At 68.9% G+C, this 16,513-nt stretch carries 14 protein-coding genes; 6 read left to right on the forward strand and 8 right to left on the reverse strand.

Annotation, left to right across the window (positions count from 1 at the left end):
- Nucleotides 1-84: 84 nt before the first annotated feature.
- The gene (locus ACZ3I3_RS20120) at nt 85-795 is read right to left on the reverse strand and encodes a cupin domain-containing protein (RefSeq protein WP_467366860.1); all 711 of its coding nucleotides are present in this window, start codon (nt 793-795) and stop codon (nt 85-87) included.
- Nucleotides 796-922: 127 nt separating this feature from the next.
- Between ACZ3I3_RS20120 and ACZ3I3_RS20125 the strand changes: the two genes are divergently transcribed.
- Complete coding sequence (locus ACZ3I3_RS20125; RefSeq protein WP_467366862.1) at nt 923-1,564, forward strand: SGNH/GDSL hydrolase family protein; 642 nt, start codon at nt 923-925, stop codon at nt 1,562-1,564.
- A 64-nt stretch (nt 1,565-1,628) separates the two neighbouring features.
- On the opposite strand, the gene ACZ3I3_RS20130 is transcribed toward ACZ3I3_RS20125, so the two are convergent.
- Nucleotides 1,629-3,902 (reverse strand): right-handed parallel beta-helix repeat-containing protein, encoded by a 2,274-nt coding sequence (locus tag ACZ3I3_RS20130; RefSeq protein ID WP_467366864.1) that lies wholly within the window; start codon nt 3,900-3,902, stop codon nt 1,629-1,631.
- Between the two features lie 290 nt (nt 3,903-4,192).
- On the opposite strand from ACZ3I3_RS20130, the gene ACZ3I3_RS20135 reads away from it, so the two are divergent.
- Nucleotides 4,193-4,363: an RICIN domain-containing protein gene (locus ACZ3I3_RS20135; RefSeq protein ID WP_467366866.1), complete on the forward strand. Its 171-nt coding sequence runs from the start codon at nt 4,193-4,195 to the stop codon at nt 4,361-4,363.
- Nucleotides 4,364-4,664: 301 nt separating this feature from the next.
- Here the strand turns inward: ACZ3I3_RS20135 and ACZ3I3_RS20140 are convergent, their stop codons facing one another.
- Nucleotides 4,665-5,660 carry a LacI family DNA-binding transcriptional regulator gene (locus ACZ3I3_RS20140; protein WP_467366868.1) on the reverse strand — a complete coding sequence of 332 codons (996 nt, stop codon included), beginning with the start codon at nt 5,658-5,660 and terminating at the stop codon, nt 4,665-4,667.
- A 360-nt stretch (nt 5,661-6,020) separates the two neighbouring features.
- On the opposite strand from ACZ3I3_RS20140, the gene ACZ3I3_RS20145 reads away from it, so the two are divergent.
- The 3 genes from ACZ3I3_RS20145 (at nt 6,021) to ACZ3I3_RS20155 (ending at nt 8,416) form a co-directional block, all read left to right on the forward strand.
- The gene (locus ACZ3I3_RS20145; RefSeq protein ID WP_467366870.1) at nt 6,021-7,028 is read left to right on the forward strand and encodes a LacI family DNA-binding transcriptional regulator; all 1,008 of its coding nucleotides are present in this window, start codon (nt 6,021-6,023) and stop codon (nt 7,026-7,028) included.
- 118 nt (nt 7,029-7,146) lie between these two features.
- The gene (locus ACZ3I3_RS20150; RefSeq protein WP_467366872.1) at nt 7,147-7,332 is read left to right on the forward strand and encodes a hypothetical protein; all 186 of its coding nucleotides are present in this window, start codon (nt 7,147-7,149) and stop codon (nt 7,330-7,332) included.
- A 595-nt stretch (nt 7,333-7,927) separates the two neighbouring features.
- Nucleotides 7,928-8,416: a GNAT family N-acetyltransferase gene (locus ACZ3I3_RS20155; protein ID WP_467366874.1), complete on the forward strand. Its 489-nt coding sequence runs from the start codon at nt 7,928-7,930 to the stop codon at nt 8,414-8,416.
- A gap of 542 nt (nt 8,417-8,958) precedes the next feature.
- Here ACZ3I3_RS20155 and ACZ3I3_RS20160 read toward each other — a convergent pair.
- The 5 genes from ACZ3I3_RS20160 to ACZ3I3_RS20180 form a co-directional block, all read right to left on the reverse strand.
- Nucleotides 8,959-10,194: an FAD-dependent monooxygenase gene (locus tag ACZ3I3_RS20160; protein WP_467366875.1), complete on the reverse strand. Its 1,236-nt coding sequence runs from the start codon at nt 10,192-10,194 to the stop codon at nt 8,959-8,961.
- A gap of 181 nt (nt 10,195-10,375) precedes the next feature.
- The gene (locus tag ACZ3I3_RS20165) at nt 10,376-10,735 is read right to left on the reverse strand and encodes a DUF4333 domain-containing protein (protein ID WP_467366877.1); all 360 of its coding nucleotides are present in this window, start codon (nt 10,733-10,735) and stop codon (nt 10,376-10,378) included.
- A 137-nt stretch (nt 10,736-10,872) separates the two neighbouring features.
- On the reverse strand, nt 10,873-11,571 hold the full coding sequence (locus tag ACZ3I3_RS20170) for a response regulator (protein ID WP_467366879.1): 699 nt from the start codon (nt 11,569-11,571) through the stop codon (nt 10,873-10,875).
- A complete protein-coding gene (locus tag ACZ3I3_RS20175; RefSeq protein ID WP_467366881.1) occupies nt 11,568-12,758 on the reverse strand; it encodes a sensor histidine kinase in 1,191 nt (396 codons plus the stop codon). Before ACZ3I3_RS20175 ends, ACZ3I3_RS20170 begins: the two co-directional genes overlap by 4 nt.
- A gap of 475 nt (nt 12,759-13,233) precedes the next feature.
- The gene (locus ACZ3I3_RS20180; protein WP_467366940.1) at nt 13,234-13,842 is read right to left on the reverse strand and encodes a TetR/AcrR family transcriptional regulator; all 609 of its coding nucleotides are present in this window, start codon (nt 13,840-13,842) and stop codon (nt 13,234-13,236) included.
- A gap of 307 nt (nt 13,843-14,149) precedes the next feature.
- Here ACZ3I3_RS20180 and ACZ3I3_RS20185 point away from each other — a divergent pair, with 307 nt between their 5' ends.
- Complete coding sequence (locus tag ACZ3I3_RS20185; protein WP_467366883.1) at nt 14,150-16,501, forward strand: molybdopterin-dependent oxidoreductase; 2,352 nt, start codon at nt 14,150-14,152, stop codon at nt 16,499-16,501.
- Nucleotides 16,502-16,513 lie beyond the last annotated feature (12 nt).

Below are 16,513 nucleotides of genomic sequence, written 5' to 3' on the forward strand. Positions count from 1 at the left end.
TGTCCGCACCACCCGTCCGGTCCGGCGTTGCGATGCGGGCCGAATCGGCCGTGAACGCCGCGCGGCCTCAGGCGCACATCACCGTCAGTTCTCGTATACGTCAAGCCGACCGCACATCCCGAACTTCCCACGGGCAACGGGCTGTTCGGCCTTCACGACAGCATCCGCGAGGTGCGGGGCCTCCGCCCGCTCCAGCCAGTCGAGCTGCACCCCGGTGGCCGCGGCGGACGCCTCGGCCCCCTGTCGCCACCGCTCGCGCCACTCGGCGATGCGCGGCCGTACGAGCGCGGCGGCGGCACGGTGGAAGGCGGCAAGGGCCTGCGGTCCCTCGGCCGCGCGCAGTGCCCGGTAACCCACCAGAGCGAGGTCCCGCCGGGCTCGGGCAAAACGCTCCTGCTCCTCCTCGGTCGCGTCGGACGGGATGGCGGAGGCGCGTGCGTACGTCTCCGGATCGGTCAGGTACTCCGGGGGCAGCGTGAGGACCGCGTCCCCTGCCTCCGGCAGCCCGCTGTTCTGCATCAGTACGGTGATCCGCAGATCACCCTCGTTGACCAGCCGGTGGATGGTGCCGGGCGTGAACCAGGCGACCGTGCCGGCCTGGAGCGGAGTGACCTCGTACCCGGATGCGGTCAGCGTCTGCACGGCCCCACGTCCGCCGGTGACGACGTAAGCCTCCGAACAGGCCAGGTGCATGTGAGGGGTGCCGCCGCACGCCCCGTCGGCGGCAGGCCAGTCGTACACCGACAGATGTGAGATGGCGACGCCCCCGGGCAGGCCGGCATGGGTTGCAGTCATGGTGCCAGAACTCCGTTTTCGCGATAGTAAGCGCTTTCTTAAATGCAATTTACGCCCCCCTGGACCAACGGGTCAATGCCCTGATTAAAATCAGACTGCAGAAGAGTCGAGTGATGAGGAGATTGATGTGGGAACGGGGTTGGCGGGCAGGAGTGTCTACGCCTTCGGTGACAGTATCGTGTATGGTCACGTGTATTCGCGCAGTTTTGTGGACGTCGTTGCCGAGCGTGCTGGAATGACCCTTTCGAAATTCGCCAGGAACGGCGCGACCATCGGCGTCGACCCGCATGCTTCCGGCGGGCAGATCCTCGCGCAGGTCGAGGAGGCCCCGGCAGTCGCGCCGGACTTCATCCTCTTCGACGGCGGCACCAACGACGCCGAGTCGGTCTTCAACGGCCGGTACGACGTGGGGACTTACTCGGCCGAACTCGAGAAAACGCTGCACACGATGAAGCGCAGGTGGCCTGCCGCCCGCCTTGTGTACGTGTCCGCCCACAAGCTCGGTTCGAGGGACTGGGACACCCAGGTGGCACTCCGCGAGGAAACCTTGCGGGTCTGCCGGAATGGGAATGTCGCCATTGCCGACGTCTTCGGGGACACCCCGTTCGACACGCGCGATGACGTCCACCGGGCCAAGTACACCTTCGATGAACTGGTCGACGGATTGCCAGGTGCGGAGGGATCTGGAACGCACCCCAATATGGCGGGGATCACCACATTCTATGTGCCGGTGGTCACCACCGGACTGGAACAGATATCGCCCTGTTGATCAGGGCTGAAATTGTAGCTCTGCCGGGCCGATATCGGCCCGGCAGAGCTGTTTTCTCATTTTTTCACTGGCCGAATCCGGTACCGCGCGAGATCCGCACGTCGTCCACGTGCACCGCCCCGCGCTCGCCCCCGTTCGAGTACCACGCGACCTTCGCGATTCCCGGCATCGAGGTGCGGAACGCGGCATCGGTCAGCACGCGGTGGCCGTCGATGTCCAGGTCGAAGCGCTGGTTCACGGTGTCCACGGTGAGCGTGACCCGGTACCACTTGCCGGTGGTGTACGTACCGATCACGGTGTCCGTGGTTCCCTTGTACGCGTGGATCTGGCCGCGGGCGAAGGCGACGCTGACGGCCGGGGCACCGCTGGCGTTGTACACGTAGGGCAGCCCGAACCAGCCGGCCTGCGTGTCGTTGCGCATCACCTGCGCGTCGATGGTCACCACGCCCTGCAGCGGGGTGCTGAAGAGCCGGGCGAGGTTGGTCCCGTCGGTGCCGCCGCCTTCGATGGTGCGGGTCAGCCGGACGCTCTTGTCGGTGGCGGACGGCGTCTCCACCACGGAGACGTCGTTGTTGGTCGAGATGACTCGCCATCCGTTGGTCCCGTTGGCGAGCGTGCCGGTCGCCAGGCCGTTGAAGGTGTCCGTGAACGCGATGCTGGGCGCGCCGCGCTCGAAGGCGCCGATCTCCGGGCCGGTCCCGACCGGCACGGTCGCCCCGGCGTAGTCGAGGCCGCCGTTGCCGGTGACGGTGGCACCCGCGTCGACGAAGGGCGATCCGGTCTGGAGCCCGAAGTTTCCGGCCGTTCCAAGTTTCGGGCCGTTCTCGTCACCGTAGGGTCCCGTGGCTCCGGCGTTCACGAACTGCGGAGCGCCGACCACGGCGTTCACGTCGGACGCGGGCCGAGTGGTCAGGTTGGACGAGTATCCGTTGTTGTTGTAGACGATGCTCGACTGCTGTCTGAACTCGGGTGCGGCATTTCCGGAGACGAACAGGTTGTTGGTGAACGTCACCTTGCCGCCGACACCGCCGCTCACCATGGTCGGCGAATCGGTGTTGGCGAAGGTGTTGTTGTAGACGTGCGCCACCGAGCCGGTCTGCTGCGACATGTGGATGTTCCACCGCTTGCTGCCGGTGATGACGTTGTAGCGGATCACCACGCTGCCGAACTTGACCGCGGAGTTGCAGGCGCACAGCAGGATGCCGTCGCCGTTGTCGTGGAGGTAGTTGTACTGGAACAGCTGGTTGGTGGTGCCGATGTCGGGGTCCAGGGCGTTCTGGTCGGCACCGCCCGACGAGAGGTGGGTGCCCATGATCTCGTTGTGCTGGACGGTGACGCTGTCGGCCATGTTGGTCTCGACGCCGGAGACGCCGACCCGGTCGATCACGTTGCCTTCGACGAGTGCGCCCTTGACGCCGGTGACGTAGATGCCGTTGCAGCCGAAGGGGGTGTTGGCCTGCGTGATGTAGTTGCCGCGGAACGTGACGTTGGTGTACGGCTTCCAAGCGGCGTCGGTGGCCGTGGCGCGCTTGCCCCAGCCGGTGTAGACGGCACCCGGCGCGTCACCGGCGTACTGCTTCGTGACGATCCCGTTGAACGAGGTGTTCTTGATGGTGGAGTTCTCCACGGTGATGCCGTCGAGCGTCGTGGGGGCACCGGGCGCGGTGATGTCCTGGACGCCGGTGAGGAAGGCGATGCCGCCGGTGTTCTTCGAGCGGTCCCAGCCCTGCGCGAAGCTGATGCCCGGCTTGTTGTCGGCGGTGCTGCCGCCGACCCACTTGACCTCGCCGGTGACGTCGTGCACGTCCACCGAGTCGATCACGAAGTGGTGCAGGGTCTGGCCATTGTCACCGTGCACGCCGATGCCACGGAAGTCGCCGAGCTTCGAACCGTCCGTAGTCCCCGTGGGTACCGCGTTCGACACGTCGAGATTGCGGATCTCCCAGTACTGCTGGTTGTTCAGCCGCACCGCGTCCGGGACGGTGCCCTGGCCGGCGATCTTCGGCTTGGCGCCCGCCCCGTAACTGTCGATGCTGATCGGGGCGCCGTCGGCCCCGGACCCCTTCGGCCACAGCTGCCCTGTCCAGCTGTCACCGGCCTCGAAGCGGATGGTGTCGCCCGGCTGGAACGTCGTCGAGTTCACCTTGCTCAGCGAGCGCCAAGGCGCGCTGCTGCTGGTTCCGGCGTTGCTGTCGTTGCCGGTCGCGCTCACGTAGTACGTGGTGCCCGCGGCGAAGGCCCGCTGCGCGGGGATGAGCACGATCGACGCCAGCACGACTGCCAGCGCGCACAGTGCGGCGGCTGTCGCTTGTGACACAAGTCTTCGGTTGCCGGTCATGGTCCTCTTCTTGTCGTCCGTGGTGGTGAGGTACTGGCTCCTGTCGTGACGCGTCCGGTCGAGACGACGCGTGACGGCTCGGGGCGCGGGCAGTCGAGGGCCGTGCGGGGGGACGCACCGACGGGTGCCCGAGGACACGGGCGCGCGTCCGGCCTGACATGGGGGAAAACGTATTCCGCGCAGTGTGCCCAGCGGCGGTCGAGTGCGTCAAGGGTTCGAGCGGATGAACGCGTCGACGCGATGCAGGGATCCGTTGCGGCTGGGACTCCCAGCGGGAAAGCCGGCCAGCAGTGGCTGATCGCCCCGCGGCCGGCAGAGATACCTACACCATCGAGTCCCGTTCCAACGGATACAAGGTCAACATGTACAAGGCCCAGACCACCGACGGCACACCCGTCGACCAGTGGTTCACCACCGGCAGCAACAATCAGCGGTGGAAGCTGCTGGTCAAGGTTTCGTGACCAGCTGAGGATCCGACCGATCCCATGGGCCAAGGCTCAAGGCTCCCGGTCACGGGCGGGGCAGGCCGGCGATCCGGGCCCGCCCCGCCCCGCGCCGTGGCCCGTGTCGGTGACCATATCCAGCGGCAACGACACGGTCGTCAGTCGCGGTGGCGTGGGAAATCGTATTCCGCACAGTGGCCCGTCCGTGATCAAAGGCGTCAAGCGTCGGTCAGCGAGCAATGATGCATCGTTGACGAGTCAGGTCCTGGTGGCCTGAAGGTGTTGTGTGCTCGGCCGGAGTGCTCGGCTCAGGGGCAGTTCAGACGACGCGGATCGCCGTGCTGTCACGCACCACGACCTGCCCGCGCATCACCAAATGCTCTGCTTCCGCACGTTCCGCGACCGCGAGGCGAACCGCCTCGGCACCCGCCTGCGCCAGCGGCAACGACACGGTCGTCAGTCGCGGTGTCACGTCGGTCGCGAGCTCGATGTCGTCGAAGCCGGTCACCGAGACGTCGTCCGGCACCGCCACCCCGGCAGCCCGGAAGGCGGACATCGCGCCGATGGCGATGGTGTCGTTGGCGGCGAGAACCGCGTGGGACGGCTCCAGCCCCTCGGTGACCAGACGCCGCGCCGCGTCGACCCCCCCTTGGCGGCTCACCGCGCAGTGCGAGATCCGGATGTGCCGCGCCTCGACGCCGCCGTCGCGGAGCCCGGCCATGAAGCCCGCAGTACGGGCGGAGACGTTCCCCTGCCCACGCGCGCCGGCAAGGATCGTCACGTGCCGGTGCCCCGCCCCGGCGACGTAGGTGGCCAGTTCTTTCGCGGGGCCGTGATTGTCGAAGCTGATGGAGTCGAACGGCATGTCGGTGTCGCCGACGATCACTACCCGGCCGCCCTCGCGTTCGTAGCCGAGCAACTCGTCGAGCAGGCGCCCGCCGAGAGCGTTCGTATCGAGGCGGCTCGAGGTCAGAATGAGCGCACGCGGCCGCAGAGCACGCTGCACCCGGACGGTTTCGAGCTGCCGCTCGGCAGTGCCGTGGGTCGACGAGACGGTCACGAACGCCCCGGCGTCGCGTGCCCGCCGTTCCATCGCCGCGGCGACCATTCCCATCGACGGGGTCGTGAGGTCGTCGCCGACGACCGCGATCGAGTCGTTCGCGCGCCGCATCGCCCGGGCCGAGGCGTCCGCGGTGTAGCGCAACGCGGCCGCGGCGGAGAGGACCCGCTGCCGGTATTCCTCCGCGACCGTCCGGGAACTGCCGCCCAGCACGCGTGACGCGGTCGGGACCGACACACCGGCCGCCGCCGCCACGTCGCGCAGCGTGACGGTCGGCCTCGCTGAATGGGGCATCGTGCCGTCCCTCCCGCACCACGAAAACGAGCCGCCGCCGACGCTACCCGAGGATATCCCCGGCCAGGTCGCCGAGGTGTGGACGAAAGTGCCGGTGACCGACTCGGGATACGGCCGCCCGGCTCGAAGGTGGTCGCGTCGGCCCGGTTGGATTCCGCAAGGCATGTGCGGCGCAGTAAGCGCACGGCCTGCGGAGTGACCCTCGGTAGTGATTCCGCGACTTCCAGGAGCTGGGCGGCGAGGTGCACAATGTGCGGCATGGACGATGGAGCGGCAGCGCCTGTACGGCGTCGCGGGGAGGCCGTATCCGAGGGGCGCCAGGTGACCCTGCATGATGTGGCGCGGACAGCGGGCGTCTCACAGGCGACGGCGTCGCGGGTGCTCAACGGCAGCGTCCGCAACGTCCGGCAGGAGAACGTCGACCGTGTGCTCACCGCGGCCGCGGAACTGGACTACGCACCGCACCTGTCCGCCCAGGCGATCGCGCGGGGTTCGACGAACATCGCCGCGCTGGTCGTCAGCGGCGTCGACGACCCGTACTTCTCGTCCATCGCGGCAGGTGTGGCGCGGGCAGCCGAAGCCGCCGGACTCATCGTGACCATGGCGGTCGCGGACCGCTCCCCGGAGCGGGAACTCCAGATCGTCGGGACGCTGCGCGGCATGCGTCCCCGCGTCATCATCATGACCGGCAGCCGCGTCGACGGCGCCGATGCCCGCGACGCCCTCGTCGAGGAGCTCCACGCCTACCGCGAAGCGGGCGGCAGCGTAGTCCTGATCAGCCAGCACGACCTGCCGTTCCATACCGTCAGCATCGACAACTACGGTGGAGCGCGGCAGCTTGCCCGCGCGCTGGTAGGGCTCGGCTACCGGCGGTTCGCGGTGGTCCGCGCAGGATCCGCACTCAGGACGTCCCGTGACCGGTGCAGCGGTTTCGTGGAGGGACTGCGCGAGTTCGGCATCGGCGTCGACGAACGGTTGGTTGTGGAAGCCGAGTTCAGCCGCCGAGGAGGTTGTGCGGCGGCCCGGGAGCTCGTCCGGCGGGGACTGGACGGCACGGAACTCGTCTTCGCCGTCAGCGACGTCATGGCGATCGGCGTGATGACCGCATTCCGCGACGCCGGGCTTGTCCCTGGCCGGGACGTCGCGGTCGCCGGCTTCGACGACATCGGCCCGGCGGTGGACGTCGTCCCGGAGCTGACGTCCGTGACCGTTCCTCTGCAGCAGGTCGGGCTCCTCGCGATGGAGCTCGCGCTCTCCGACGATGACTCCTCGCGGATCGTACCGGTCGACACGAACGTCGTCCTGCGGGCAAGCACACCCCCTCGATGACCGTGCCGGCTGATCGCGTGGTGAGCGTCGGCTGTCCGGCCCCGAGCTGCTCCGCGGCCCGGTCGACGCCCTCATGGCGGACGACGGTCTTCCGGCTTGCCGAGCGCGCCGTCAGCCGATGAGCACGGCGCCGTCCTCGGGAGAAGCCCTGCTCAGATCAGAGCACGACGTCGAGCCGAGCCGGGCGGCGGACCATGACCAGGCCCGGACCGGGCTCACGGTGATAGCCGGGAGCGAGCCGCCGTTCGGGGAAGCGCTCCGGCAACTGCTCCAGGACGACGCGGGACTCCCACCGCGCCAGTAGCGCGCCGAGGCAGCTGTGGCTGGAGCCGTCGGTATATCACTGTCAGCTCAAGCCGCTGGTGACACTGAGCAACCGTGCGCGGATGCCGACCGGGCCCAATGGAGCGTGCTGAGACGCAGGCCGCCAGCACCGAGTCAGCACGCCGCCAACCCCGTACTGGTTCCGTGCTGACTTCGAGGGCCGGAATCATAGAAAACCGGAGGTCCTGGCCCCGATCGAATGAGTTGTCGTACCACTCGATGGTGGTGCCGATGTGGCTTGCCGTGACGATGCGCTTGAGGCTGGCGGGGGGTGGGGGAGCGGTCGCGGGGGAGGGCATCGGCACCACTTCCTGGCAGTTGGCGGGGACGGTTTCGTGTCGCCATACCGTAGGAATCCGCAGGTCAGGCGCACATGTGGCGGGGCAACATAGTTCGAGGGGGGCTGGCTATGCGTGTGGCCACCATGTCCCGTGCTGACTTGGTGCTGACTACGCTCCGTTGAACTCGGGCATCTCGGGGCCTGAGCGAGCGGTTCCCGGGAGCGGTGCAGGAACGCCTGCCCGAGCAGCAGACCCGCCGCACGAAGGCACTCCCCGGTGCGAAATACTCTCCCGATGAGTTCACGCACTTCCCCGATCAGCCAGCCGATCGCGATACGGAGGGCCGTCGCGGGGGATGCCAAACGGCTCACGCGGCTCGTGCGTGGCTCAGGTGCCTACGCGGGGAAGTACGCAGCCGCAGTCGCGGGCTACCGGGTCGGTCCTGATTACATCAAGGCCCACCGCGTCTTTGTGGCCGTCGGCGCCGACGAGCCCGGAGGCCGGGTCCTCGGGTTCTACTCGCTCGTCCTTGCTCCACCGGAGCTCGACCTGCTGTTCGTTGCCGACGAAGTGCAAGGACGGGGTATTGGACGGCTGCTCGTGGCGCACATGCGGTCCGAGGCCCGTGCCGCCGGGCTCGACCGTGTCATGGTCGTGTCGCATCTTCCCGCCGAGGACTTCTACCACCGCGTTGGTGCGGTGCGGACCGGGACCGCGTTTGCGAACCCGCCCGCCGTGCCGTGGGACCGTCCCGAATTCGAGTTTCGCGTTTCTTCGGAATGACGCGGTGTGCCGGTTGGCGCAGCACTGGCTTCGCCTGCATGGTGGCCGGCATGCAGGAGCCGCTGGACGCCGCGCGCTCCGTGTGTGCCGTCGCCTCTGCCCTGGGTCGTGGGCGTCGCCGAGGGCGATGGTCACTGCCGGAGCTGCCGGCGGTCAGGCCGTACGCCGACTGCAGGTCAACTGAGGCCGTAGCCGGCCGGGGAGTCCGCGGCGGCGTTAGAGGTCCTGACAACGGCGTTGGACGTGGCGGTGAGTGATGAGGCAGGTGGCGAGGCCGAGGAAGATCAGATCGACGATCCGGTCCCTTGGTCCTTGCTCGTCCGGCAGGCCCACGCGCCGACCAACACCTCCTCCCGTTGGAGGGCTTCGCCGTGCTGGGCTCCGCAGCGCGGCACTCGCAGCGGACTTGCCGACAGCCTCTGACCGCCTCCGAACGGGTCACCGCCCGGCTGAACGGCACCGCCGTTCGTAGGGACCCCGCCGGTGCTCCACGACGCGATCACCACCGCCTCGTCCGCTGCCAGTCGGCCACGCTTCAGCGATCAGTCGCGCTTGAGTGCATGCCCGCCGAGGCCGCTCCGTTTGTCCGAAGCCTGGTTCTTCTCCAGCCACCAGACGTTGAGTTCCGCCTCGGTCATCGTGGCCCAGTCGGGCGTGTCCACGACGTGAGTCAGCCCCATCTGCTGCCCGAGCCGGACCATGGCGGAGCCTACGGCGGCGCGGTCGGCGTCGTACGCGGTCAGGGCCTCGTCCCAGCTCTCCGCCTTCCGCCAGGCGTTCTCCAGCACGAGCGCGTCCTGCAGCGCCTTGACGGCGCCTGCGCCGGTGTGCGGCCGTGCCACGGAGGCGGCGTCCCCCGCCAGCAGCAGTCGCCCCTGCGCGTAGTGCGGCACCTCCACGTCGTAGATCGGCTGGACCAGGCTCTCCTCCCGCGGCGTCCGCAACACGCACTCCGCCCAGTACGGCGGGAAGTGCTTGGCCACCAGTTCCCGCGCGAACTCGCTGAGCTCCGTGGTCAGGCGCCCCGGCGGCAGCGACGACGGCGTCTGCAGGTCCATGGGGAGGGCCAGATGCTCGGGCGGGGTGGCGTAGAGCACCCAGTTGACGCGGTATCCGCCGGCGCCGTCCGGGATGCGGTAGATCACGCAGTGGCCGCCGGGGAACACGACGTAGTGCAGGTGCGTCCAGGAGAGACGCTCGGCGGCCCCCGCCCCGCTCGCCGGCAGTCCGCGCGAGGCACCGCGCCAGGCGAGGTAACCCGCGTACGAGGGCTGCAACCCGGGGAACATCGTCTGGCGGACCACGGAACGGTACCCGTCCGCCCCGACCACCACGTCGAAGCGCTCCCGCTCCCCATCGGCCCGCACTATGGTCGCCCGCTGGCCGTCGGCCTCCACGGCGGCGACAGCCGACCCGGTCCGGTACTCCACCCCCTCCGGCACACGACGCCGCAGCTCGCTCCACAGCGAACCCCAGGAGTAGGCCCGGAAGGAGAACGGCTGCACCGCAATGAACCGCCCCAACTCCGCAGCACCATCGCGGACTTCCCATACCCGACCGTCGATCGGCGCCCACGCCACCGACTCGCCCACATACCCGGCGGCCTCAAGCTCGACGTAGCGATCGGTTTGCATGACCAAACCCATGCCACGTTCCTTGAGTTCACCCGCCGCCCGCTCGAAGATCACGACCTTCTTGGCGCCACCGCGCACCGCTGCCAGCGCCGTCGCACACCCCGCTACACTGCCGCCTATCACAGCGACACTGCCACCACGCATCCCGAATTCCCGTCTTTCACCAAGGTCCCCCGGGTCACGGTCAGTCCAAGGTTTTCGCTGGTGAATGCTCTACGTCAAGTGCGACCTGTGAATATTGCCCGGGAGTTCACCACAGCACTCCGTGTGGAGCTCTCGCTGCCCTTCGGGTAGAAGGGGCGCCGCGACTACACTCGCGGCACGGTCACGCGCCCTGGTCGGCCAGCTCCACGTAGTCGTATGAGATCTCGCTGCCGTCGACCTTGGTAACGGATACGGCGATGCGCTGTTCCTTGCCGTCCGCGCGCGTCACCGTGCACTCGACCGTAGCGTTCTTCCGGGCCTTGAGGTCTCCGGGGCAGCTCACTGCCTTCGGCTTCTCCTGGACGAGTGGCAGGGCGTAGTTCTCGCGGACCTTCTTCTCGACCTCGGCCCGGGCCACATTCGCAGTAGTGCCCACTGTGCTGGTCGACTCCGTACTCAGAAGCCGGGGTACGGCCACGACGGCCAGGCCGCCGACGACCACAGTGGCGGCCGTCGCCAGGGACACGGCGATGTACTTCACGGTCTCTCCTCGGGGATACGTCTGCTTCTGCTCCAGTGGAGCTGTCCCCAGGAGAGTGGCCCGGGCGGCGATGGCGCTGCTTCGGCCTGTCGGCCGAAAGGGGGTGGTCGGGGTCAGCCCGCAGGCCGACCCACCGGTCAGGCGGGGGGTCGTTCGCGGACGGTGCCGGTGTCCCAGGCCCAGGCGGCGATCTCGACGCGGTTGCGGACGTTGAGCTTGTCCTTGATGTTGGCCAGGTGGGTCTTGACGGTGCCCAGGGACAGGTACAGCTCGTCGCAGATCTCCTGGTTGGTGCGCCCGACCGCGAGCAGTCGTACGACGTCGAGCTCCCGCTCGGTGAGCGGGTGGGGAGCGGCGGGCGCCGGCTGCTGTCCGGCGAGGTGCTTGAGCAGCCGGACGGTGACGGCGGGGGAGACCAGAGCGTCGCCGCGGGCAGCGGACCGTACGGCCTCGATCAGCAGGTTGGAGGCGGCGTCCTTGAGGAGGAAGCCGCAGGCGCCGTTGCGCAGTGCTGTGTAGGCGTAGTCGTCCTGGTCGAAGGTGGTGACCACGACGACGCGCAGGGGGTCGGTGATGCCCGGTCCGGCCAGGGCGCGGGTGACCTCCAGGCCGTCCAGCTTGGGCATGCGGATGTCGACGAGGCTGACGTCCGGGCGCAGTCGGCGGGCGAGTTCGACGCACGCGGCGCCGTCCCCGGCCTCGCCGATGACCTCCAGGTCGGGCTGGGTGCCCAGGATCAGCCGGAAGCCGGTGCGGACCATCTCCTGGTCGTCCGCGATCAGCACCCTCGTTCTGGCCCCGCCGCTCGCTCCGCTCGCTGCGTTCGTGCCGCTCATGCGGGTGATCCTTCCACAGCGTCCCGGACCGGGAATGCGGCGGTCACGCGCCATCCGCCGTCTTGGGTCCGCCCGGTGGCGAGGGAGCCTTCCACGGCCTCCACGCGTTCGCGCAGCCCGACGAGACCGAACCCGCCCCGGCCGCCTGTGGGGACGGTGGAGCGTGCCGCCGGGGCGGTGTTGCGCACCTCCACCCGCAGTCGATCGCCCGCGGTCTGCCGGTCGAGGTCGAGGCGGACCGCCACGTCCGCGCCGGGAGCATGGCGGCGTACGTTCGTCAGTGCCTCCTGCACCACGCGGTGAACGGAGGTCTCCACCTCCGGAGCCAGCCGGACCGTGTGCACGGCTTCGTCGATCTCCAGCCTCGCCTCGGTGCCGTGCCCGCAGAAGGCGGAGACCAGACGGCCCAGCTCACCCAGCAGCTCGCCCGGGCGTGCCACCTGGTGATCGTCCTCGCGCAGCACCCGCACCAGGCGGCGCATGGAGTCCAGGGTTTCCCCACCGGCGCGCGAAATCCCCTCCAGCAGGGGTTTGACCTGCTCCGGCGAGGTCTCCTGAATCATCAGCGCGGCATTGGCGTGCACGATGATGCCGGTGACGTGGTGGGCGACGAAGTCGTGCAGGTCGCGGGCGAGTTCCATGCGCTCGTTCTGCCGCACGGCTGTCACGGCCCGGGCCCGGCGGGCGTCCAGCAGACGCAGGTAGCAGCCCAGGCCCACGGCCCCGCCGACGGCGAAGGTCAGCAGGAAGGAGGACCAGAGAATCTCGCTCTTCGTGCCGGTGCGCAGCGGCAGGACGATCACCGCGGCGGCGAGGGCCGCCGACAGGGCCACCGCGGCGGCGGGCCGCTCAATGCGGCGGGTGGTGCGCACGAGCAGGCCCAGCAGAGCCAGGGTCTCCACCTTCCCCCACTCGTACTCCTGCGGAGCGAGGACGAGGTGCCACACGGTGATCACCAGCGAACCCGCGGCTGCGGCGCCGGCCCGCGTCCCGGGGCCGGGGCCGCGGTCGGGCAGGAGCAGAGCCAGGGCGGTGAGCGTGCCGAAGGCCAGCATGACCGGCCGGAACGGCCAGTCTCCCGGGTCGGAGCTCACCATGTCCAACAGCCACAGCAGGGCCAGGCCGGCGACGAGCAGGCAGGTCAGCAGCCGCTGGACTGTCGGGGAGAGCGGTGAATCGGGTTCCATGTATCGAAGCGTAAAGACGTGCGGCCGAGGAAAGTGTCGGCCTGCGGGCCGATGCCGGGCGCTCGTACCGGCCCGGCGGCCGAGGACGGACGCGGCAGTACGGCTGGTCGTCGACGGCATGCGGATCCACACTGTTCTCGAGAGCGAGGAGGCCGACTGGACAAGGGCGCGTCGCAATGCGTCGAGCCCCTCATCGATGTCGCGATCGCGGGCCGAGACCAGGCCGTCCGTCTCCTCCGGGGTGTACCCCCACACCGCCGGCGCACTGGCACTCCAGTGAGTCACCTGGAGGACACCCACCGGCTCGTCGCCCACGGCAGCCCGCACCTGCGCTGGCCAGGCACCCTGAGCACTGCCCCCTGGCGGGCAGGGGCCACCTGCCCGCGTGGTCCGCAAGGGAACGGCTCTCCTCCTGTCCATACTCCGATCAGGGCGGGCAATGGCAGCGGGGACCGATCTTGTTGATGCGTGGGGATCAGCGTCGCGACGCGGGCCACGCAGCCAGTGCCAGTTCGGCGATTTCGATGAGCTCGGCCGCCTCAGCGCCATCGCGGGCGCGCTGCGACATGCCCTGGATGACCGTGGCGAAGTATGCCGCCAGCGCACGGGGGTTGGCTGCATCGGAGAGCTCGCCGACCCGTTGCGCCAACCGTAGGCGGGCTTCGAAGACGGCCAAGTTCTCGTTGCGCAGGTTGCGGAGGAAGACCTCCACCTCGGCATCCTGTGGGGTGACGTTGGTGGCTGCGCTGATCGTCAGGCATCCCGCCGGGTGGGCGGGGTCGGGGTAGATGACCGCTGCCTCACGCAGGACGCGGGTGAACGCGGCGCGGGCGGTGGGTTCCTCCTCGAGGGCAACGTCCATGAATGCGCCCACGGGTGAGCGCCGATAACTGTGCACCGCTTCCTTGAACAGAGACTTCTTGTCGCCGAAGGCTGCGTACAGGCTGCCGGGCCTGATACCCATCGCCTCGGTCAGCTCGCCGACGGAGGTGGCTTCGTAGCCGCGTTCCCAGAACAGACGGGTGGCTGCGGACAGTGCCGCGGCGCGGTCGAACGCTCTCGGCCGCCCTCGCTTCGCGCGCATGTCAGTCACTCGTCCATTTTAGATCGCTCGCTCAAAAAGGCATGCTACCTTCTTTGTTGAGCTATCGCTCAACAAATTGGGCGGTGGCCAACAGCCCTGCTCACACGCACACTTGAGGGAAAGGTCGCGCTGGTTACCTGGCGGCAGCCACGGCATCGGCCGGGCGTTGCGCAGCGTCTCGGCCGGGGGCGGCGCCACCGGCGCCCACGCCCACGACGAGACAGCGGTGAACGTCATCTGACGCATCCCGTAAGGACGGCGACCGGGCGCAGCACTGTCCATGTCCATCACCACCGGGAGTTCCGCGATGGCACGACGAACACCAACTACCTTCCACTGGGGCAACTACACGGTTGTCAGTAAGGACGGGCGCATCGTTGCGTTGGAGCCGTCCACGGAGGACAGCAACCCCTCACTCATCGGGCAAGGCATAGCCAGCGCCCATAACGACCCGCTGCGCATCAAGCAGCCGATGGTGCGGGAGGGGTGGCTTGCCGGAGGTCCGGGACCGGCGCACGGCGGGCGGGGCAGAGACCGTTTTGTGCCGGTGCCGTTCGATGTCGCGCTCGATCTGGCGGCGGCGGAGATCGAGCGAGTGCGCGGTTCGTTCGGCAACGAGGCGATCTACGCGGGTTCCTACGGCTGGTCCAGCGCCGGCCGGTTTCATCACGCGCAGAGCCAGATCCACCGGTTCATGCGGATGGCCGGCGGCTACACCGACTCGGTGAACAGCTACAGCGCCGGTGCGCTGGAGGTGATTCTGCCCCACGTCATCGGCGGCCACCCGATGAGCTTCATGAGCCGGTGCCCGACCTACGAGGAGATCGCCGCCCACGGTGAGCTGGTGGTGAGCTTCGGCGGCATGGCCCGCAAGAACGCCGCGATCGATCAGGGCGGCGTCGCCGACCATTCCGCCGCCGGGCTGCAACAGCGGTGCCGCGCCGCGGGCGTGCGGTTCGTCAACGTGTCACCGCTGCGCGCGGACATGGCCGAGACACTGGGCGCGGACTGGCTGCCCATCCGACCGGGCACCGACGTCGCGCTGATGCTCGGCCTGGCCCACGAGATCGTCGCCGCCGACCGGCACGACCGCGACTTCCTCGAGCGCTGCTGCGTGGGCTTCGAACCGTTCGCCGCCTATCTGCTCGGACACAGCGACGGCGTCGCCAAGGACGCGGCGTGGGCGTCGGAGATCACCGAGATTCCCGCGGACGTGATCCGGTCGCTGGCGCTGCAGATCGCCACCTCCCGCACTGTGATCAACGCCAGCTGGTCCGTCCAGCGAATGGACCACGGCGAACAGGCCCACTGGATGGCCGTCGTGCTGTCGGCGATCTCCGGATCTCTCGGCCGTCCCGGCGGTGGCTTCGCCGCCGGACTCGGGATCTCCCAGCTCGGTGTGCGTCGGGGCTCGCACAAGAAGGCAGCACTGCTCCAGGGCGCGAACGCGGTCACGAGTTTCATCCCGGTCGCTCGCGTCGCCGACATGCTCCTGCAGCCCGGCGAACCGTTCGAGTACAACGGGCAGTCGCTGCGCTATCCCGACATCCGGCTCGTGTACTGGGCCGGCGGCAACCCGTTCCATCACCATCAGGATCTCCACCGCCTCGTGCAGGCGTGGCAGCGTCCGGACACCGTCATCGTCAACGAGCCGTGGTGGAACGCGAACGCCCGCTACGCCGACATCGTGTTCCCGGCCGCCACACCGCTGGAACGGGAGGACTTCGGCGGCGGCACACTCGATTTGACGATCACCGCCATGCATCGCGCCGTCGACCCGCCTCCGGGCGTGGGCCCCGACTACGAGACCTTCAGCGAACTGGCGAAGCGGCTGGGCTTCGCCGAGCAGTTCACCGAGGGGCGCGACGCGCGTGACTGGGTGCGCGAACTCTACGAACGGACCCGCGCCGGGCTGGTGGAGGTCACCGAGCTCCCGCCGTTCGACGAGTTCTGGGAGCGCGGCCAGGCGAAGCTGCCGCCCCCGGTGGACGCGACGTACGGCAGCTTCACACTGCTGCGGGAGGACCCCGAACGGCACCCGTTCGACACACCGTCCGGTAAGGTGGAGATCACCTCGGAGACGATCGCAGGCTTCGGCTACGAGGACTGCCCCGGCCACCCGGTATGGCTGGAACCACGTGAGTGGCTCGGCGCTCCCCCCGGCGAGCGCCTCCCCCTGCAGTTGGTGTCCAACCAGCCCAGCCGTCGGTTGCACAGCCAGTACGACAACGGCTCACACAGCCGTGCGGGCAAGGTCGCCGACCGCGAACCGGTCCTGATCAACCCGCGGGACGCGGCGGAACGGGGTATCGCCTCGGGCGACATCGTCCGGTTGTGGAACGACCGCGGCGCCTGTCTCGCCGGAGCGGTCGTCACCGACGAGGTCCGCCCACAGGTCGTCGTCCTGGCGACCGGCGCCTGGTTCGATCCCGAGGAACCGGGTGTGCCCGGCTCCCTCGATCGCCACGGCAACCCGAACGTGCTCACGGCTGACATCGGCACCTCGCGGCTGGCACAGGGGTCAACGGCGGGAACCACCCTCGTCGACGTCGAACGCGTCGACCCCGCGACGGCCCCGCCGCCCCGGGCGTTCGTGCCACCCGAGACAGTCGACCAGCACCACGCGAACGAGCTGATCGCGGCAAGGCGCCGCACGTAGGCTGGACACCGC

This window comes from Streptomyces sp. NPDC016851, assembly GCF_055562795.1.

Coding starts and splice junctions, on each gene's coding strand:
- ACZ3I3_RS20150 (WP_467366872.1), top strand. CDS start 7,147: ATGAGCACGGCGCCGTCCTCGGGAGAAGCCCTGCTCAGATCAGAGCAC.
- ACZ3I3_RS20180 (WP_467366940.1), bottom strand. CDS start 13,842: ATGCGCGCGAAGCGAGGGCGGCCGAGAGCGTTCGACCGCGCCGCGGCA.
- ACZ3I3_RS20155 (WP_467366874.1), top strand. CDS start 7,928: ATGAGTTCACGCACTTCCCCGATCAGCCAGCCGATCGCGATACGGAGG.
- ACZ3I3_RS20185 (WP_467366883.1), top strand. CDS start 14,150: ATGGCACGACGAACACCAACTACCTTCCACTGGGGCAACTACACGGTT.
- ACZ3I3_RS20170 (WP_467366879.1), bottom strand. CDS start 11,571: ATGAGCGGCACGAACGCAGCGAGCGGAGCGAGCGGCGGGGCCAGAACG.
- ACZ3I3_RS20160 (WP_467366875.1), bottom strand. CDS start 10,194: ATGCGTGGTGGCAGTGTCGCTGTGATAGGCGGCAGTGTAGCGGGGTGT.
- ACZ3I3_RS20175 (WP_467366881.1), bottom strand. CDS start 12,758: ATGGAACCCGATTCACCGCTCTCCCCGACAGTCCAGCGGCTGCTGACC.
- ACZ3I3_RS20120 (WP_467366860.1), bottom strand. CDS start 795: ATGACTGCAACCCATGCCGGCCTGCCCGGGGGCGTCGCCATCTCACAT.
- ACZ3I3_RS20130 (WP_467366864.1), bottom strand. CDS start 3,902: ATGACCGGCAACCGAAGACTTGTGTCACAAGCGACAGCCGCCGCACTG.